General features: G+C 45.7%; 16 protein-coding genes. 10 read left to right on the plus strand and 6 right to left on the minus strand.

Annotated features, from left to right (window positions below; all coding sequences use genetic code 11):
* The first annotated feature begins 141 nt into the window (after positions 1 to 141).
* The 4 genes from QUB12_RS02210 (at position 142) to QUB12_RS02225 (ending at position 2949) form a co-directional block, all read left to right on the plus strand.
* Positions 142 to 729 (plus strand): hypothetical protein, encoded by a 588-nt coding sequence (locus QUB12_RS02210; RefSeq protein ID WP_333138472.1) that lies wholly within the window; start codon positions 142 to 144, stop codon positions 727 to 729.
* 56 nt (positions 730 to 785) lie between these two features.
* Complete coding sequence (locus QUB12_RS02215) at positions 786 to 1136, plus strand: multidrug efflux SMR transporter (protein ID WP_333138474.1); 351 nt, start codon at positions 786 to 788, stop codon at positions 1134 to 1136.
* Between the two features lie 255 nt (positions 1137 to 1391).
* Positions 1392 to 2189 carry a Uma2 family endonuclease gene (locus QUB12_RS02220; protein WP_333138477.1) on the plus strand — a complete coding sequence of 266 codons (798 nt, stop codon included), beginning with the start codon at positions 1392 to 1394 and terminating at the stop codon, positions 2187 to 2189.
* 37 nt (positions 2190 to 2226) lie between these two features.
* Positions 2227 to 2949, plus strand: a complete 723-nt coding sequence (locus tag QUB12_RS02225; RefSeq protein WP_333305263.1) for a DevA family ABC transporter ATP-binding protein — start codon at positions 2227 to 2229, stop codon at positions 2947 to 2949.
* A gap of 17 nt (positions 2950 to 2966) precedes the next feature.
* Here the strand turns inward: QUB12_RS02225 and QUB12_RS02230 are convergent, their stop codons facing one another.
* Both QUB12_RS02230 and QUB12_RS02235 read right to left on the minus strand, forming a co-directional pair.
* Positions 2967 to 3878, minus strand: coding sequence for a hypothetical protein (locus tag QUB12_RS02230; protein WP_333305265.1), 912 nt, complete (start codon positions 3876 to 3878; stop codon positions 2967 to 2969).
* A 289-nt stretch (positions 3879 to 4167) separates the two neighbouring features.
* Complete coding sequence (locus tag QUB12_RS02235) at positions 4168 to 4437, minus strand: hypothetical protein (protein WP_333305267.1); 270 nt, start codon at positions 4435 to 4437, stop codon at positions 4168 to 4170.
* Here QUB12_RS02235 and QUB12_RS02240 point away from each other — a divergent pair.
* The 3 genes from QUB12_RS02240 (at position 4417) to QUB12_RS02250 (ending at position 7415) form a co-directional block, all read left to right on the plus strand.
* Complete coding sequence (locus QUB12_RS02240; RefSeq protein ID WP_333305269.1) at positions 4417 to 6498, plus strand: DNA polymerase III subunit gamma/tau; 2082 nt, start codon at positions 4417 to 4419, stop codon at positions 6496 to 6498. The genes QUB12_RS02235 and QUB12_RS02240 overlap by 21 nt on opposite strands.
* 124 nt (positions 6499 to 6622) lie before the next feature.
* Positions 6623 to 6871: a hypothetical protein gene (locus QUB12_RS02245; RefSeq protein ID WP_333138487.1), complete on the plus strand. Its 249-nt coding sequence runs from the start codon at positions 6623 to 6625 to the stop codon at positions 6869 to 6871.
* Between the two features lie 19 nt (positions 6872 to 6890).
* Positions 6891 to 7415, plus strand: a complete 525-nt coding sequence (locus tag QUB12_RS02250) for a hypothetical protein (RefSeq protein WP_333138489.1) — start codon at positions 6891 to 6893, stop codon at positions 7413 to 7415.
* Between the two features lie 206 nt (positions 7416 to 7621).
* Here the strand turns inward: QUB12_RS02250 and clpX are convergent, their stop codons facing one another.
* The 3 genes from clpX to tig all read right to left on the minus strand — a co-directional run bounded on the left by clpX (position 7622) and on the right by tig (position 11614).
* Positions 7622 to 8965, minus strand: coding sequence for an ATP-dependent protease ATP-binding subunit ClpX (gene clpX / locus QUB12_RS02255; protein WP_333138491.1), 1344 nt, complete (start codon positions 8963 to 8965; stop codon positions 7622 to 7624).
* A gap of 9 nt (positions 8966 to 8974) precedes the next feature.
* A complete protein-coding gene (gene clpP / locus QUB12_RS02260) occupies positions 8975 to 9664 on the minus strand; it encodes an ATP-dependent Clp endopeptidase proteolytic subunit ClpP (RefSeq protein ID WP_333045253.1) in 690 nt (229 codons plus the stop codon).
* A gap of 522 nt (positions 9665 to 10186) precedes the next feature.
* Positions 10187 to 11614 (minus strand): trigger factor, encoded by a 1428-nt coding sequence (gene tig / locus QUB12_RS02265; RefSeq protein ID WP_333138494.1) that lies wholly within the window; start codon positions 11612 to 11614, stop codon positions 10187 to 10189.
* 1015 nt (positions 11615 to 12629) lie between these two features.
* Here tig and QUB12_RS02270 point away from each other — a divergent pair.
* From QUB12_RS02270 to QUB12_RS02280, 3 genes are all read left to right on the plus strand, one after another.
* Positions 12630 to 13673, plus strand: coding sequence for an aspartate-semialdehyde dehydrogenase (locus QUB12_RS02270; protein ID WP_333138496.1), 1044 nt, complete (start codon positions 12630 to 12632; stop codon positions 13671 to 13673).
* A 107-nt stretch (positions 13674 to 13780) separates the two neighbouring features.
* A complete protein-coding gene (gene dapA / locus QUB12_RS02275; RefSeq protein ID WP_333305271.1) occupies positions 13781 to 14674 on the plus strand; it encodes a 4-hydroxy-tetrahydrodipicolinate synthase in 894 nt (297 codons plus the stop codon).
* A 400-nt stretch (positions 14675 to 15074) separates the two neighbouring features.
* Complete coding sequence (locus tag QUB12_RS02280) at positions 15075 to 16955, plus strand: ribonuclease J (protein ID WP_333138500.1); 1881 nt, start codon at positions 15075 to 15077, stop codon at positions 16953 to 16955.
* Positions 16956 to 17140: 185 nt separating this feature from the next.
* Here the strand turns inward: QUB12_RS02280 and QUB12_RS02285 are convergent, their stop codons facing one another.
* Entirely contained in the window at positions 17141 to 17416 is a 276-nt protein-coding gene (locus QUB12_RS02285; RefSeq protein WP_006632924.1) for a MoaD/ThiS family protein, read from the minus strand.
* Positions 17417 to 17478: the final 62 nt, after the last annotated feature.

Consider the following 17478-nt stretch of genomic DNA (forward strand, 5'->3'; position numbering starts at 1 on the left):
AAAGTTTCCTTTGGTTGATCTTTACTATGAAAATCGTCACCCCTGCTGTCATCCTGTCATTAGTTATACTAATAGAAGTTTTTTTTATCATAAAAAAATGCTGATAATCTAGCGCTAAACTTTTACATTTTATGTGGTTATATGGTTTTAGGAGGTTCCACTAAATACATTGATGAAGCCTATGACGAATCCATTTTTAATAAAAAAATTGCACTATTCCTAGCTGCTATCTCCATGTTTTTACTTGTTTCTTTAGTTTTTATAGACTACATCTCTGGGATAATTTTCATAGGTGTAGCTGTAGGATTATTGGGATCGGGTAAAATAGACAACTTAATTTTTAGACTTTTAACAGTATCGATCCTTATTTCTGCTGTATTGAGAATATTAATTTTTCCAGTTGCAATCGACTTCTCATCGCTATCTACTGGGTTGTTGATATTTCTTGCCATAGCGTTTTCATCTTTTGCAGATGAATGGTTAAATGATTTTAGCGATAATCATAAAAATTCGTTACATTTGGTATTAAAAGTAATTTCTTACAATCGGATTATTACCAAAATAACAGTTTTATTATTTTGCATTTTTGGGTATAAGGCTAATTTATATTTTATGGCATTTTTGGGATTTGATGCAGCGTATTCACTTATAGATAATTTGGGAGATCGAGTCAAACAGAAGATTCTCAGAGCAAAACAAAACGCCTTATATCCTGAAGTGAAAATTTAAAACCCTTAAATTATCCAGGAAACGAGCAAAACACGCAAAATTATTGAGGAACAAAAATGTCAATACCAAAGCCACACTATTCTGTAAGCTGGATTTATCTACTTCTTGCTGTCGTTTTAGAGGCCGCAGGCACTATTTATATGAAATTATCAGAGGGTTTCACAAAAGTGGTTCCCTCGATTTTGATGCTAATTTTTTATGGAATTAGTTTTATATTTTTAAATTTAGCTATTAAAAAGTTAGATGTGAGCGTAGCTTATGCAATTTTCTCCGGGTTGGGGATTGCTCTTGTCACTATTGGAGGCATTTTCTTTTTTAAAGATCCCATTACGGTTTTTAGGATTTCTGCCATTTCCTTCATCATCCTAGGTGTGATTATTTTGAATTTTACAGGTTTATCTCATTGAAGAATGCTAAGAATAAGTACAGTCCTGGACGCAGCCGTACAAAAAAAACCGGGTTTTTAATCGACATTAAAGGCTCGGAATCTCATATTTACACAAAAAACCAGGTTTCTGCCTCGAAAAAATAAAGTAATACCAACTCTGGGTTTACTATCCCCTTAATTTTTTGCCAGATCGGGAATTGGATAGCTGTGCCGATCGAACGCTATGCTGTAAGAAAGCATCCGTCTCGATCGCGCTCTCCCTCGGTTATACGCTATGACCCAAAACCTCAACCCCACAGCGTTGCCTCCCGCCTTTCCCGATCACACGCAACTCCCAGAATCTGACGGCACGTTTGTGAAAAACTTTCAAGAACATCCCCAGAGTATCCTGCTCACAGACTCCCTGGAAATTACGCTGCAAAATCTTCATCCTGACGGACAATATGCGATCGGGCAAGATTGCGGTATCTACTGGCGCGAAACCGACCCTCCAGAAAAGGGTGCCGAAGCGCCTGACTGGTTCTACGTCCCCAACGTCCCGCCGAGATTAGACGGGCAATACCGCCGTTCCTACGTGCTGTGGCGAGAGTATATTGTGCCGTTGATTGCGATCGAATTTGCTTCGGGTGATGGTTCTGAAGAACTCGACAGCACTCCTTTATCTGCTTTACCATCTGGCGGAAACCAGAAACCGGGAAAATTTTGGGTATACGAGCGAATTATCAGGATTCCGTACTACGCAATCTACAAGATCCAAACCAGTGAATTAGAAGTCTATAACTGTGTGAATACTCGGTATCGGCGCTTGGAACCAAACGATCGCGGACATTACCCGATCGACCTAATGGGAGTAGAGTTGGGTGTATGGTCGGGTAGCTATCAAAATCAGACGCAGCAGTGGTTGCGCTGGTGGGATAACCAAGGCAATTTATTGCTGACAGGAAGCGAGCGAGCTAGGCTTGAAAGCCTGCGCGCCGAACAGGAACGCCAACGGGCAGATAGCGAACGAGAACAAAAAGAGCGATTGGCGGCTTATTTGCGATCGCAGGGAATCGATCCCGATCGTATATGAGACTGGTCTGTTGCTCTTTTTAAATCTAGCCATTACCATGAACACAGTACCAGTTGTCTCAATTAAAAATCTCAACCATTCTTTCGGCGAAGGTCAACTTCGCAAACAGACATTATTTGATATCAACCTCGAAATTTATCCGGGCGAAATTGTGCTGATGACAGGGCCTTCGGGGTCTGGTAAAACAACATTGTTAACCTTAATTGGAGCTTTGCGATCGATCCAAGAAGGTAGTCTGAAAATTCTCGACCAAGAATTGCGGGGAACGGCGAAAAATAAATTAGTTAAAATCCGTCGCGACATCGGCTATATTTTCCAAGCTCATAATTTGCTCAAATGCTTGACAGCTAGGCAAAATGTGCAAATGTCCCTTGACCTGCACAACCATCTTTCTAACCAAGAAACTAATGATAAAATAGAAGGGATTCTGGAAGCTGTGGGCTTGGGAGAAAGAATAGATTATTACCCAAGCAGTCTTTCTGGTGGACAAAAACAAAGAGTGGCGATCGCCCGCGCATTAGTCAGCCAGCCGAAATTAGTATTAGCAGACGAACCCACAGCAGCACTAGACAGTAAATCAGGTCGAGATGTGGTAGAAATTATGCGAGGTTTGGCCAAAGAACAGCACTGCACTATTTTGCTTGTCACCCATGACAACCGCATTTTAGACATAGCCGATCGCATTATTCACATGGAAGACGGCTACCTCGCACAAGACAGATCCACAACGGCTGCCACAGGCGTTCTTTCGGGAAAATAATATTAATTCACCTCAACTTATTTCCGCGAACCGGGACGCTTTCCTCCTACCTTGGTAGGACTTTTTGTTGTACCTTTGGCTGGAGTTTTAGAACTACTTTTGCCGTTTTTTTGGCCTTTCGTTCCTGTCAACTGGCTGTCAAGGTCATTTGCAGGTCTGCCCGCAGGCGTTCTCGTAGTCCTAAAGGTAACATTCACCCCTTCATTCGACTGTTCCAGCACCAACATCGGCGTCGGCTTGGCTTTTTGATCCCACTCAATATGAACGATGCGACCTTGAATTGTCGGCTGCCAACTGTCGTGGTCGTCTGAAGGACTCAGATAAGTTTCCAAACAGTCAATAATTTGATTAATTGTCGCTGATGTTGCCTGAGTCGGCAGTTTCATCAGCTTAATTTGAATCCGAAACAGCACTCGTTTTTCTATTTTTACAGCGGGATCGCCAGTTTCGTATTCGATATCAAACATCGAATCTACTTGCCTGCCGCTGCCGGCATTCCCGTTTTTATCTCCCACCGCAGCCTGAGTCGGACGCAGGGCAATACTAATTTTCTCTTTGACTTTTACCTTAATCTGGTTCACAATGGCAAAGTGAAATACTTCTTCCGCCATCCGCATTCTCAGGTAATCTAAATTAAAGTCTCGCGAGTGGATAAGGTCGGGATTCTTTTCCATCTTTGATATGGTTTCCAGAGCCATTTTGTATTTTTTCTGGAGTTCTCGATTTCTAAACTCCTCAAATTTGAGCTTTTTATTCAAATCGTCGAGTTTTAGCTTGGTAAACACCGCTAAACCGATAAGCAATAACAACAGTAATCCCGCCCCTCCTATTAAGAGTTGGTCTGAGGACGGATCTCCGGGTTTAGCCTTTTTAGGTTTGGGAGAGGCTACTGCCAACCTTGGTTCTACAAGGATTATTTGGGTTGACATGGGCTTTTAAAGGGTAAAATTTGACGCTATATTTATACAGGACTCCAGAGTAGAGCTGGTAGTGCAACTGGATCAACCAACATTGACATCATTCCACCATCATCTTGGTACAACTGGATTTCTGCAACTGGAGCACGCACCCTCTAATTAATACTTTATCTTTAACTGCAAGCAGGTTTCCGAAATATCGGAGAATCCCGCGCTGGTACTGGCCAATAGAAATGGTGAATTGTCTGTAATATATTATACCAATACAGCTAAAAAAATGTTTGTTCGGCGGTCTCCGTTTCTAGCAAAATAAAAAGAAATACACATAAATTAATAGTAACTCTGGGAGCGAGCAGCGGAAAACATCACGGAGAACAGCCGATCGCCCGGACGATCGAGGGGCGGACGTTGGGAGAGTGATAATTCCTACTGTGCCCTCACTCCCGCCTTGCAAGCCCACCGGGCGGCTGGCTGTGAGAGTCGAACCCTCTTTGCGATCGAACAACGTCTCCTTAGCTAAGATTACAGCTAATACCACCAATATTCGATCGTGACCTACGAACCCCTGCACCACAAATATCGCCCTCAGACATTTGCCGAATTAGTCGGTCAAGAGGCGATCGCCCAAACCCTCACCAGCGCCATCCTACAAGAGCGCATAGCACCAGCATATCTATTCACCGGCCCCAGAGGCACCGGTAAAACCTCTAGTGCCAGAATTTTCGCCAAATCTCTCAACTGTATTTCTACGGTTGCCCCCACCCCGACACCCTGTGGCAAATGCAACGTTTGCCAAGAAATTGCCCGAGGTTCCACACTAGATGTCATCGAAATTGACGCCGCCAGCAACACCGGAGTAGATAACATTCGGGATTTGATCGAACGAGCTCAATTTTCCCCCGTACAGTGCCGCTATAAAGTATATGTAATCGACGAAGTTCATATGCTCAGTACCCAGGCATTTAATGCCTTATTAAAAACATTAGAAGAGCCGCCCGATCGCGTTGTATTCGTTCTCGCAACAACCGACCCACAAAGAGTATTACCAACTATTATTTCTCGCTGCCAAAAGTTCGACTTTCGCCGCATCCCCCTCGAAGCAATGATTGCTCACTTGCACAAAATTGCCCAATTAGAAAATATCAATATTGCCAGTGATGCAGTACAAATGGTTGCTCAAATTGCCCAAGGAGGTCTGCGAGATGCCGAAAGTTTGCTCGACCAACTGAGCTTATTTCCCGGTCAAGTAACAGTCGAAAAAGTTTGGGATTTAGTCGGTGCAGTCCCTGAAAATGATTTAATGGATTTGCTGCAAGCTATTGACAAAGATAACGCTACAGCACTAATAGACATGACTCGCCACCTCATGGATCGCGGTCGGGAACCGCTAATCGTGCTGCAAAGTCTCGCGAGCTTTTACCGAGATTTGCTAATAGCCAAAGCTGCACCAAAGCGGTCAGATTTAGTAGCTTTAACATCGGCAACTTGGGAAAAACTGGGGGATTTTGCCCGCAATTGGGATGCGGAGTTGATTTTGGCAGGTCAGAAACATTTGCAAACCCACGAAGTGCAAATTAAAAATACTACTCAGCCGCGTTTATGGCTGGAAGTAACGCTGTTGGGATTGTTGCCCTCAGCAATTAGAACTCAGCAGCAACCAACAGCCGAACCAGCGAAAAATGTTGCTCAACCACCACAAAATTACCCCCCCCAACCAAGGGCGGGCACGGGGGCACCGCCCCTACAATCGGGGGGAAGTCAGACATCTAATATTGAACAATCTTCTGTTCCCAATTCGCAAAATCCTCCACCGAATTCGCCGCCTGTGGCTAATCGAATAGAAAGCACACCTCCGGCAGCGATTCCCGCACCTGTACCAACTGCTGAAACTAATCAAACAAATTATTCCCCGACTAATTGGGCCGATGAAATCGATTTAAATCGAGTGTGGGAACAGGTACTTGACCGCGTGCGGCCGCATGGCACTCAATCGCTGCTTCGCCAACATGGACAGCTAGTAATTTTTAGCAATGATACTGCTCATGTTAAGATTAGTTCGCAGCCGTTGCTCAATATGGTTAAAGACAAAGTAGCTAATATTGAAGAAGCTTTTTTGCAAATTTTTAACCGTCGAGTAACAGTAAAGGTGGGCTTGACAAATCCCGCTGAAACTAAAAGTTCCCGCGCCAAGGATTTGCCTACTTCTAACGGACGTGGTGGCGAAAATCCCAGGAATTCTCATCCTGCAGATGATGCCGGCCAACAGGTGCAGAACTCGGCGGGTTCTGAGATTACAGAGGATTTTTTGGGGAAGGGTAGAGAAGAACAAAAACACCCGCCAGCGCCTGAAAATACCGCCGTTAATGTGCCGGCAATTTCCGAATCGCGATCGCCCACAAACGGTTCTACAGACTCTCAAAATGACTTTAACGCTCAGGCTATAGCGGTGCGTGATGATGCGCGAAATGTCGCGAATTCGACTAGGAAGTTGGCTGATATGTTTGACGGGGAAGTAGTCGATTTGTCGGATGACTTGGAGATTTGGGAGTCGGAAACTTTTAGATTGGAATCTGAACCCGATTTTTCCGAGTTATCTTCTGAGTTAAATGAGGATGATTTTATAGATTGGTAAATGAGAATTGGGAATTGGGAATTGGGAACTGGGAATTGGGAATTGGCTTGACATATAATATTAAGTCCAGTTGATATTACATCTTGCACTATTATTAGGAACGGGCTCTCCGGCCTGTTCCACAATGCTCCGCACTCAAAATCCCGTTTATGCCATAACCGCCTTGGCGGTTGCTATTATACAACCGTTTTCAGGGTTTCCGGCGAGTATGTCGCTCTCCGCTATTTTGAGTTTGGTAGGTATTATCCTGTGGATATCTGTTGGTGTCTGGGATTTTCTGGCTTTGGAACTTACAGAAACCTTGTTTTGGGCTAGGCTGGCAGCACCAGTTATCTTTATTGCTATACTAATACTTGTCCTCCTGTTGAGGTAGAGAAAAAATGAGAAAACTTTTGAGCGAATACGATTTTCCTTTTTTATTAGGTATCGATTTTGAATCAGAATGGAAGAGAGTTTTGACCGTAGTTGAAAAACATCCTTGGTTAACTGTTGATGGGTATTTTCAGACTGAACAACAATACAGCCGTTACAAAATTAGAATGGGGACAGATGCGAGTGAATTTAAGCTGTGGCAAATCGAAGATTGGAATAATAAATATTATCTTGACCAAATTTATCGCTCTCGATATTGGCTGAGTCAAATAGAGTCCATCAAATCATTTAATTATCGACATACAAGTTATGGGTTAAAACACGCTTGTGAAAATTGGTGGGCTAGAAAAAAAAGTAAATTTGGTATTAAAGACACTGGGTCTTATGTTGCTAACGGTTGCTTGATTGTAGCCGCTTTAATTTTAGAATGGAAATTCACTGATACTTACCAAGGACATCAATCCCTCAATGTGTATTTCCCGATTAGTGAAAAAAGTCTAAAACGATTGAAACCCGACGATCTAGATGAAACCGAAAATGACTAAAAATCAACTTCTCTCGCTCCCTAGCTTTGGCCGACTTTTCCTCCTTTCCACAAATAGATTTCATACTGGATTCTTTAGTCTCTCGTTGCGCTGACTTCGTTCAATAATGCTTTAGAGCGGGCTATAAGAACCCACCCCACAAGAAAATTTAATTTTTGTGGAACAGGCATCCTGCCTGTTCCACGAGAATAGTAAAATATCTGAACTTAAGCTGACTCTGGCTTGGGTAGGGAAGAGGGAAGTACCAACAACTCGGCGGTCGATCGCTTCTCGACCATTTCCTTAGTAATCGTACACCGGGCAACATCCTTGCGCGACGGCAACTCGTACATCACATCCAACATCAATTCTTCGACAATTCCCCGCAGCGCCCGTGCTCCAGTTTTGCGGCGGTATGCTTCCTGGGCGATCGCCCGAATCGCCTCTGGCTTAAAGTCCAACTGCACATTATCCATCTTCAGCAGCTTTTGATACTGCTTAACCAAAGCATTGCGCGGTTCCGTCAAAATCGCCATCAGCGTTTCCTCATCCAGCGGTTCCAACACCGCCGCCACCGGTACCCGCCCGATAAACTCAGGAATCATCCCAAACTTCACCAAATCATCCGGTTCCAGTTGCTTGAGTACATCAGCAGCCCGCTTTTCCTTCGGCTGAGCTTCTCCGGGCTGAATAAAACCCATTGACTTTTTACCCGTTCTCTGCTCTATCACTTTCTCTAGACCGACAAAAGCACCGCCGCAGATAAACATGATATTGCTAGTGTCAATTTGGATGCAGTCTTGGTAGGGATGCTTGCGCCCACCTTGGGGAGGTACATTCGCGATCGTCCCCTCCAGCATTTTCAGCAGCGCCTGCTGCACGCCTTCCCCAGACACATCCCGCGTAATCGAAGGATTTTCGCTCTTGCGGGCTATTTTGTCAATTTCATCAATATAAATAATTCCGCGCTGCGCCTCTTCCACGTCCATATCTGCCACTTGCAGCAGCCGCAGCAAAATATTTTCCACATCTTCCCCGACATAGCCCGCTTCCGTCAGCGTCGTCGCGTCAGCCACCGCAAAGGGCACGTCTAGCATATCTGCCAAAGTCTGAGCCAGCAGCGTTTTCCCACAACCAGTCGGCCCGATTAACAAAATATTCGATTTTTGCAGTTCTACTTCTTCCGGCGGGTGCTTGCCACTATTTTTGGCATGGATAAAGCTGAGGCGCTTGTAGTGGTTGTAAACTGCCACCGAGAGCACCTTTTTCGCCTCATCTTGCCCGATCGCATTTTCGTCGAGATAATTTTTAATTTCCCTCGGCTTGGGAATTTGGCTCAGCGACATACTTTTGCCCGAAGTAGCGCGGCGCTTTTGCGTCGTTTCCTGCTTCGGAGGCACCGCCGCTGCGGGTACTGCACTCGAATCAAACAACTCCTCATCTAAAATTTCATTGCACAAGTCAACGCATTCGTCGCAGATATACACCCCAGGGCCTGCGATCAACTTGCGTACTTGCTCTTGAGACTTGCCACAAAACGAACATTTTAGATGGGAGTCGTACTTAGACATAACAGCCTCTTAATTCAGTGCAGTGACATTCTCTCCCGCCGTCGGAAGGTTTTCCTTTTCGATAACTCGATCGACCAAACCGTAATTTTTGGCTTCCTCGGCTGACATAAAAAAGTCGCGCTCTGTATCCGCCTCTAATTTGTCGATCGGTTGACCTGTGTGGTGCGCTAGCAGTTGATTCAGCTTACGCTTATGATAAAGGATTTCTTTGGCTTGAATCTCAATATCAACTGCTTGACCTTGAGCGCCTCCAAGCGGCTGGTGAATCATAATCCGGGAACTCGGAAGAGACATCCGCTTACCGTGGGCTCCTGCTGTCAGTAGAAATGCGCCCATACTCGCTGCCAAACCGTAACAAATCGTCACCACATCCGGGCGGATTTGCTGCATTGTGTCATAAATTGCCATGCCGGCCGTCACCGAGCCGCCGGGGGAATTAATGTACATTTGGACATCTTTTTCTGGGTCTTCGGCATCTAGATACAATAGCTGAGCCACTATCGAGTCAGCAACTTCGTCGGTTACGGGAGTCCCTAAAAACACAATTCGCTCCCGCAGCAAGCGCGAGTAAATGTCAAAGGCCCGCTCGCCCATCCCCGACTGTTCTAGTACCATCGGCACTACATTGCTGGGGCTGGAACTGACATCAAAATCGTTATAGCTTGTAATTAGGTAATTGGAAGATTGAGATACAACCATAAGACACCAGTCAAGGATTCTAGACAATTTGCTGCTGCTGATGAAAGCTTTAAATTAAGCCGCCAGCTTTTAACTATTATGCCTCTTCTGAACAGATATCGGGGGAATGGGGAATGGGGAATGGGGAATGGGGCATTGGGCATTGGGTATAGTCGAGCAAAAATCTTGTGACTATTTAACCCCAATTCAACAGTAGCTCGACATTAAACGTAAAATTCGATCGCACTTCAGATACCTCCGATCGATCCCCGCCGTAGGGACACTCCAATACCCCCTTAGTGTCCACTTAAGATTTCAGCCCGCCAAGTCCACCAGTGGGCCCGCTAGTCCGCCAGGGAATGAATTCCACGGGGCTTATAGCTAAAGTCCTCCCTATGAGGACTAATGAATTATTCAGTCCTCATAGCGAGGACTTTAGCTTTGAGGCAGGGGTTTAAACCCCTGCCGGACTGCGGGTTTAACGTGTTTGTTGACACGAAGAAGGGCTGGCGTGCGGTGTCGCTACTACTTTGATTCTGCGCCCTAATCTTCGCCTACAACTTCAACTTCGACGCTTGTGGCTGCTTCTGAAGTTTCTGCATCATCTGCATCATCTGCATCTGCATCAGATTCTTCTGCGGCAGGAGTCAGTGAGCCTTCTGGTACGAGTTCGATTGTTCCTTTTTCTTCCAACCATTTCAGGGTTTTTTGTTTGAGCAAGTCTTCTGCTACAAATTCCTGCAACCTTTGGGGGTCAAAATCTCCTTTGGGAAACTGCTTTCTGATTTTTGCTACTTCTGCTGCTACTTCTGCTGGTTCAACAGATAAGGATTCCAGCTTGGCTACTTCTGCCAGAGCTAGAGTCTGCTTGAGCCTATCGATTGCTTCCGGGCGCGAGCGTTCCCGCATCGGGCCCATATTTTCTTCGGTAAACAGTTGGTTGATATCTATGCCGTAATTTTTCAATTGGAGGGCTTGTTGATTCAACAAATAATCGATTTCGCGATCGAGCATTGTTTCGGGAATTTCCACTTCTATTAGCTGCGCGAGGGCTGCTGATATAGCTTTTTCCTTATTAGCTGATGTCTTGTTTTCTTGGTCTGCTTTAAACCGAGTTTCGAGCGATTCGCGCAGTTCTGCTAAAGTTTCAAACTCGCTGACTTCTTGGGCGAAGTCGTCGTCCAACTCCGGCAATTCTTTTTCCTTAAGTTCTTTGAGAGTAATCGTAAAGACGGCAGGTTTCCCCGCTAATTCTTCACTGCTATACTCATCTGGGAACTGCACAGAAACTTCTCTAGTTTCTCCTGGATTCATCCCGATCATGCCTTGGATAAAGCCCGGTACAAACTGATTTTCCGATAATTCTACTTGAAAGTCTTCTGCTTGAGCGCCAGGAATTTCTGCGGGAGTTTCGCCTTCGGGTGCTTCCGCAAATCTACCGGAGAAATCAACCAAAGCCGTGTCTCCCAACTGAGCCGGCCGGCCTTCTACAGGGATTAAAGTAGCTTTGTCCGATCGATATTTGGCCAGTACCTCATCTACCTGAGCCTCATCATACTTAGCTTCTTCTGCTTGAAGCTGCAAACCTGTGTACTGACCCATTTTCACTTCGGGTTGTACATCAACCTTCGCCGAAAAAATCAGAGGCTGTTCTGGATCGAACTTCTCTAGTAATTCTTCAAACTCGGTGCGAAGTTCAAAACTGCCAATTGCGGCAATTTTTTCTTGTTCGAGGGCTTTTTGCAGGGAATCATTAATCAAATTTTCCAAAGCCGTCGCCTTCAAACGAGTCTGGCCTAGGCGCTGTAGCAAAACTTGACGGGGAACTTTGCCTTTGCGGAACCCAGGAATATTAACCTCGCGAGCAAATTGTTTAATTACTTGCTCGTAAGCTTGTTTTGACTTTTCTGACGGTACTTCGATTTCCAGACCAATTTGGCTAGCTGGAAGTTTTTCCTGGGTTACTTTCATCGGCTTTTTTGATATTTAACAATAGTGTATTGACACTCCCTGACCTAAAGGACAGGGATTCTTAATTCAGCGACTGACCTTAAAATGTTGCGTCCTTTCGGCAATACTCAAACTTTTTAACCGTAGAAAGCCTACCAATTAACGAGCCCGATTCGCAGTCACCCGCCTAGGGTCTATCTCCAAAAGCGTACTAGGATATTCACCTAGAGTTCGGGTATGCCCTACCCTACTTAACAAGACTAAATAGTTTGTTTCTCTGGTTAAAGGAACTGTGTTAAGCCCCTAGCTGTTTATAGAGTTTTCGCCGCTCTTTGTCCCCCGGTTTACGCGCCAAAGTGTGTCGTTAACTGTTTTTATGCACTAGGGCGCAGGAGTTTAACCTTGACTACTCTAGAATACTAGAAATTTCCTGACTTTTAGGAAGGGATTTAAGAAATTAAAGCCGTCCTAGAAGGACAGGGTTTTAGACCCAATTTCCTTGATAAAATACATACAAATCTGACTTTGCCTGCATTTTAATTTGGTACGCTTTGACTCGTAACGGCACAACTACAACACCTTTACCGGATGAGACTGTAAGTCATTGCCGGCTACTTTTTTGGCTCTTGCCAAATAGTTTTGGTTTGAGGATACTAGCTTTTGCTGCTAGGAATGTGGAGGTTAAGTCCACTAATTGCCGATGCACCATAGCACATATCGCCCTGTGATGTCAATCTTGCCGGTCTCTGCGGCCAGTCAAAGTCAATGGATGCGCCTGCGAAAATGCAGATATATCGCAAAACTTAACCGGATGCGGATTGGGCGTGGGCGATTGGCAAAAGATGCTAAACTGGCATTGGGTACGATCGCACGTCGCATTCAGGAAGTTCGATCTGCCTTTTCGCTTAACTGCACCATTGCTATCCTCTCATGCTCCTGATGTCGCATAACATTAATTAAGTTTGATATTGAGAATTGCAGTTATTTAAATTTTTGATTTCGATCGTTTAGACTTTAATTTGTGGAGGAAACTAATTTGTCTCAATCCTATCGAGTTGCCATTTTAGGGGCTACCGGCGCAGTCGGTGCCGAGTTGCTAGAACTATTGCACAGCCGGAGTTTTCCGATTTCTCACTTGAAGCTGCTGGCTTCGGAACGTTCAGCAGGCACAACTTTGCCTTTTGGCGGCGAGATGCTGCCGGTCGAAGCAGTTTCGGCGCGATCGTTTGATAACGTAGATCTGGTGCTCGCCTCTGCCGGCGGATCTACTTCTAAATTATGGGCTCCGCAAGCAGTGGCAGCCGGAGCCGTGGTAATTGACAATTCTAGCGCTTTCCGCATGGATGCGAACGTACCGCTAGTGGTTCCAGAAGTCAATCCCCAAGCGGCGGCAGCTCACCGAGGTATAATTGCTAATCCCAACTGCACGACTATTTTGATGGCAGTTGCCGTTTGGCCGCTTCACAAAGTTAGGCCGATACAGCGCATAGTTGTAGCGACTTACCAGTCAGCCAGCGGCGCGGGGGCGAGGGCAATGGAGGAAATGAAAGCTCAAGCAAGAGCAATTTTGCAGGGGGAAACGCCCCAAACAGATATATTTCCCTACCCCTTAGCATTTAATTTGTTTCCGCACAACACCCCGATTAATGATTTGGGGTATTGTGAAGAAGAGATGAAAATGGTAAACGAAACTCGGAAGATATTTGGTACGGACGAGATTAAAATTACGGCAACTTGTGTGCGGGTTCCCGTACTGCGGGCTCATTCGGAAGCGATTAATCTAGAGTTTGCAGAGCCTTTTAGCGCGATCGAGGCCAGGGAAATCTTAAAGCAGGCAAGCGGGGTTAAGCTGGTAGAAGACTGGCAAGCTAATTATTTCCCGATGCCGGTCGAGGCCAGCGGTAAGGATGACGTGTTAGTCGGCAGGATTCGCCAAGATATTTCTCACCCCTGCGGGTTGGAAATGTGGCTGTCGGGCGATCAAATTCGCAAAGGGGCGGCTTTAAATGCGGTGCAGATAGCTGAGTTGCTGGCCCAAAAAGATTTGTTGCGAACCCAAGTGGCGGCGGCTTCTACTTAGGGGGAACCCTGGCAATTGGGAAATTGAAATTGGGGATTTTAGATCAACCTTTCATCTGAAATCAAAAATTTAAAATCAAACATCAACAGTCTAAAATCGGAGAAAGTGTGGTAAAGTTTGGACGGGTTCTGACTGCAATGATTACGCCGTTTAAGGAAGACGGCAGCGTTAACTATGCGGTAGCAGAAAAATTGGCAGTTCATTTAGCCGATCGCGGTACTGATAGCTTGGTAGTGTGCGGCACTACTGGCGAGTCTCCCACTATGACCTGGGATGAAGAGTACGAATTATTTCAGGTGGTACAAAAGGCGGTGGCCGGTAAGGCGTTGGTAATCGCAGGAGCCGGATCGAATTCTACTTCAGAAGCAGTCGCAGCTACCCAAAAAGCAGCTAGACTAGGGTTAGATGGTTGTTTGCAGGTGGTTCCTTATTACAACAAGCCGCCGCAAGAAGGTTTATATAATCATTTTCGGGCGATCGCGCAATCTGCTCCAGAATTGCCTATAATGTTATATAACATCCCCGGTCGCACTGGTCAGAATATGTTGCCCGAGACGGTGGCTCGATTGGCCCAAATCCCCAACATTGTGGCCGTAAAAGAAGCAAGTGGCAACTTGGATCAAGCAAGTCAAATTCGGTGCTTGACATCCCCTGAATTTGCCATCTATTCTGGAGATGATTCCCTAACTTTGCCAATGTTGGCGGTAGGAGGATCTGGTGTAGTTAGCGTAGCCAGCCATCTGGTAGGAGAGCAACTACAACAGATGATCAAAGCTTTCGAGGCCGGTCAAGTTCAAGTCGCTACCCAGATTCACTTGCAACTTTTTGACCTGTTTAAAGCTCTTTTTCTCACCACAAATCCCATTCCCGTCAAGACAGCTCTCAAACTTCAAGGCTGGGATGTAGGCTCCACCCGTCCGCCCCTGTGCGATCCGCCCGTTGAGGTAACTCAAAAGTTAAAGGACGTACTGAGTCAGCTAGCAGCAGTATCAGCTAGCTAGACGAGCGAGAACGAGTTTTCAGACAACTGAATATTGGTTGTGATAAGTCATTAGTTGTTAGTCATTAGTCATTAGTAATTAACTGTTAGTAATTAGCTAACAGTCAAAAAGTAAAGACTGAGGATTAAAGACTGAAGGCAAAAGACAACTGACTGTAGGGGATAGTAAAACCCCGTAGGGGAGTTTTCCACAAATATCTTGGAAAAAATCGCCCCCATCAACGAACAACAGATAAAAACCTCCCAAAAAGCTTGTCTTGAACAGGCAGGATGCCTGTTCCACAGGGATTATTGGAGAGGTATAGACAGTAGGCGACAGACGACAGACAACAGTCAACAGTCAACAGTCAACAGTCAACAGTTAACAGACCAATAACAAAAATAACTAACAAAGGATACGCATGATCAAAAATACAACTGCATCTGCTCTAAAAGTTATTCCCCTCGGCGGGCTGCACGAAATCGGTAAAAACACTTGTGTGTTCGAGTACGGCGACGAAATCATTCTTTTAGATGCCGGTTTAGCGTTCCCGACAGATGGAATGCACGGGGTAAATATTGTCCTCCCAGACATGACTTACCTGCGGGAAAACAGCCACAAAATTAAAGGTATGATCGTGACTCACGGTCACGAAGACCACATAGGTGGTATCCCTTATCACCTCAAACAATTTGAAATTCCGGTCATCTACGGCCCCCGTTTGGCGATGGCTTTGCTAGCCGGAAAACTCGAAGAAGCCGGAGTGTCTCACCGCACTGAATTGAGAACGGTTCGACCCAGGGATACTGTCAGAATTGGCAAGAATTTCTTAGTAGAATACATCCGCAACACTCACTCGATGGCCGACAGTTTTACTGTGGCAATTCACACTCCCGTGGGAATTGTGATCCACACCGGAGACTTTAAAATTGACCACACTCCTGTAGACGGCGAGCATTTTGATTTGCAAAAGCTAGCGGAGTACGGCGAAAGAGGCGTGTTGTGCTTGATTAGCGATTCTACTAACTCGGAAGTTCCCGGTTTTACCGCTTCGGAAGGTTCTGTGGCGCCGAATTTAGACAGAATTATCGCTCAAGCACCGGGAAGAGTGCTGCTGACGACTTTTGCTTCGTCGGTACACCGATTGCAAATTGTTTTGGACTTGGCTAAGAAAAACAATCGGTATGTCGGAGTGGTTGGCCGGTCGATGCTTAACGTCATCGCTCACTGCCGCAATCTCGGCTACATCAAATGCGAAGATAGTATTTTCAAACCGCTGAAAGAAATCCGCAATTTGGCTGAAGACAAGGTGCTGATTTTAACTACAGGTTCCCAAGGCGAACCAATGGCGGCGATGACTCGCATTGCTAACGGCGAACATCACGAACTGAAAATCAGAAAGGGCGATACAGTCATTTTCTCGGCTAATCCGATTCCCGGAAATACGATCGCAGTGGTAAACACGATCGATAAACTGATGATGCTGGGAGCACACGTGGTTTACGGCCGCGATAAAGGCATTCACGTTTCGGGTCACGGTTGTCAAGAAGACCAAAAGTTAATGATTAACATGACTCGTCCCAAGTTCTTCTTGCCAGTGCACGGGGAACACCGGATGCTGATCCAGCACTCCAAGACGGCTCAAAGCATGGGCATTCCCGCTAGCAATATGGTGGTTATTGATAACGGCGATGTCGTAGAATTGACCGAAAATTCGATGCGAGTCGCTGGTCAAGTGCCTTCAGGAATTGAATTGGTAGATGCTTCTCGATCGGGCGTGGTCAAAGCTAGCGTCCTCAAGGAACGTCAGCAGTTAGCCGGAGATGGCGTTGTAACGGTAGCGGCGGCTTTGAATTGGGAAGGCAAATTAGTTGCCAAACCAGAAGTTCACTTGAAAGGTGTAGTGACATCAGCCGATCGCGCGGAGGTGATCGGATTAATCACTCAAACCATTGAAACAGTTTTGAGCGATCGCTGGTCAGAATTTGTAAAACCCGCGACTGCTGACTCGCAAGTTGACATTGACTGGGTAGGAGTTCAAACGCAAATAGAAAAGGCAATTGGGCGAGTGATGCGCCGGGAACTGCAAAGCAATCCGTTGCTGGTATTCCTGATGCAAATTCCTGAAGAAGCCGTGCGATCGGAAAAAGCAGCAGTATCTCCAGGTGCCCTGGAAGCACCTAAGCTATTATCATCGCCATCATCGGCATCGCCATCCTTGCCATCCCCATCCTTGCCATCTCCTGCCAATCAGGTGACTGGCCGGCGCCGTCCCCGGACTGCTGCAAGGGCAGCTTCCTAGTGCGATAATTTTCTGACGCACTGCGGACAAAGAAATAAGTTTTAGGTTTGTAGTTGCGCTTGGGTACCCAAGCGCAGCTACCAACCTACATTTGATTTCCTAAAACGCAAATGAACGCAGATAGATTTAAATAACTATCTGCGTTCATTTGCGTTCGTCTGCCTCAATCTGCGGTTAAAAATTAATCAGCCACCAGCAACAGCAGGAACAATGCTGACTTCATCGCCATCTTGGAGGGCTGTTTTTGAGCCATCCAAAAAGCGGATGTCTTCGCTGTTGACGTAGAAGTTGAGAAATCTGCGGGGTTCTCCCTTTTCGTCGCACAGGCTTTTTTTGATGCCAGGACAATTGGTTTCCAGGGATTCAATTAGTTCGGAAATGTTATCGCCGGCGCATTCGATCGTGGCTTGATTGTTGGTAAATTTTTGCAGGGGAGTGGGAATTAAAACTTTGACGGTCATTTTTTTAGTCCTTAGTCAGTAGTCAGTAGTCAGTAGTCAGTAGTCAGTAGTCCTTAGTCAGT

The sequence above is a fragment of the Microcoleus sp. B7-D4 genome, from assembly GCF_036705125.1.
In the GTDB taxonomy this organism is placed as follows: Bacteria; Cyanobacteriota; Cyanobacteriia; order Cyanobacteriales; family Microcoleaceae; genus Microcoleus.

Coding starts and splice junctions, on each gene's coding strand:
- QUB12_RS02210 (WP_333138472.1), top strand. CDS start 142: ATGGTTTTAGGAGGTTCCACTAAATACATTGATGAAGCCTATGACGAA.
- QUB12_RS02215 (WP_333138474.1), top strand. CDS start 786: ATGTCAATACCAAAGCCACACTATTCTGTAAGCTGGATTTATCTACTT.
- QUB12_RS02220 (WP_333138477.1), top strand. CDS start 1,392: ATGACCCAAAACCTCAACCCCACAGCGTTGCCTCCCGCCTTTCCCGAT.
- QUB12_RS02225 (WP_333305263.1), top strand. CDS start 2,227: ATGAACACAGTACCAGTTGTCTCAATTAAAAATCTCAACCATTCTTTC.
- QUB12_RS02230 (WP_333305265.1), bottom strand. CDS start 3,878: ATGTCAACCCAAATAATCCTTGTAGAACCAAGGTTGGCAGTAGCCTCT.
- QUB12_RS02245 (WP_333138487.1), top strand. CDS start 6,623: ATGCTCCGCACTCAAAATCCCGTTTATGCCATAACCGCCTTGGCGGTT.
- clpX (WP_333138491.1), bottom strand. CDS start 8,965: ATGTCTAAGTACGACTCCCATCTAAAATGTTCGTTTTGTGGCAAGTCT.
- clpP (WP_333045253.1), bottom strand. CDS start 9,664: ATGGTTGTATCTCAATCTTCCAATTACCTAATTACAAGCTATAACGAT.
- tig (WP_333138494.1), bottom strand. CDS start 11,614: ATGAAAGTAACCCAGGAAAAACTTCCAGCTAGCCAAATTGGTCTGGAA.
- QUB12_RS02280 (WP_333138500.1), top strand. CDS start 15,075: ATGATCAAAAATACAACTGCATCTGCTCTAAAAGTTATTCCCCTCGGC.
- QUB12_RS02285 (WP_006632924.1), bottom strand. CDS start 17,416: ATGACCGTCAAAGTTTTAATTCCCACTCCCCTGCAAAAATTTACCAAC.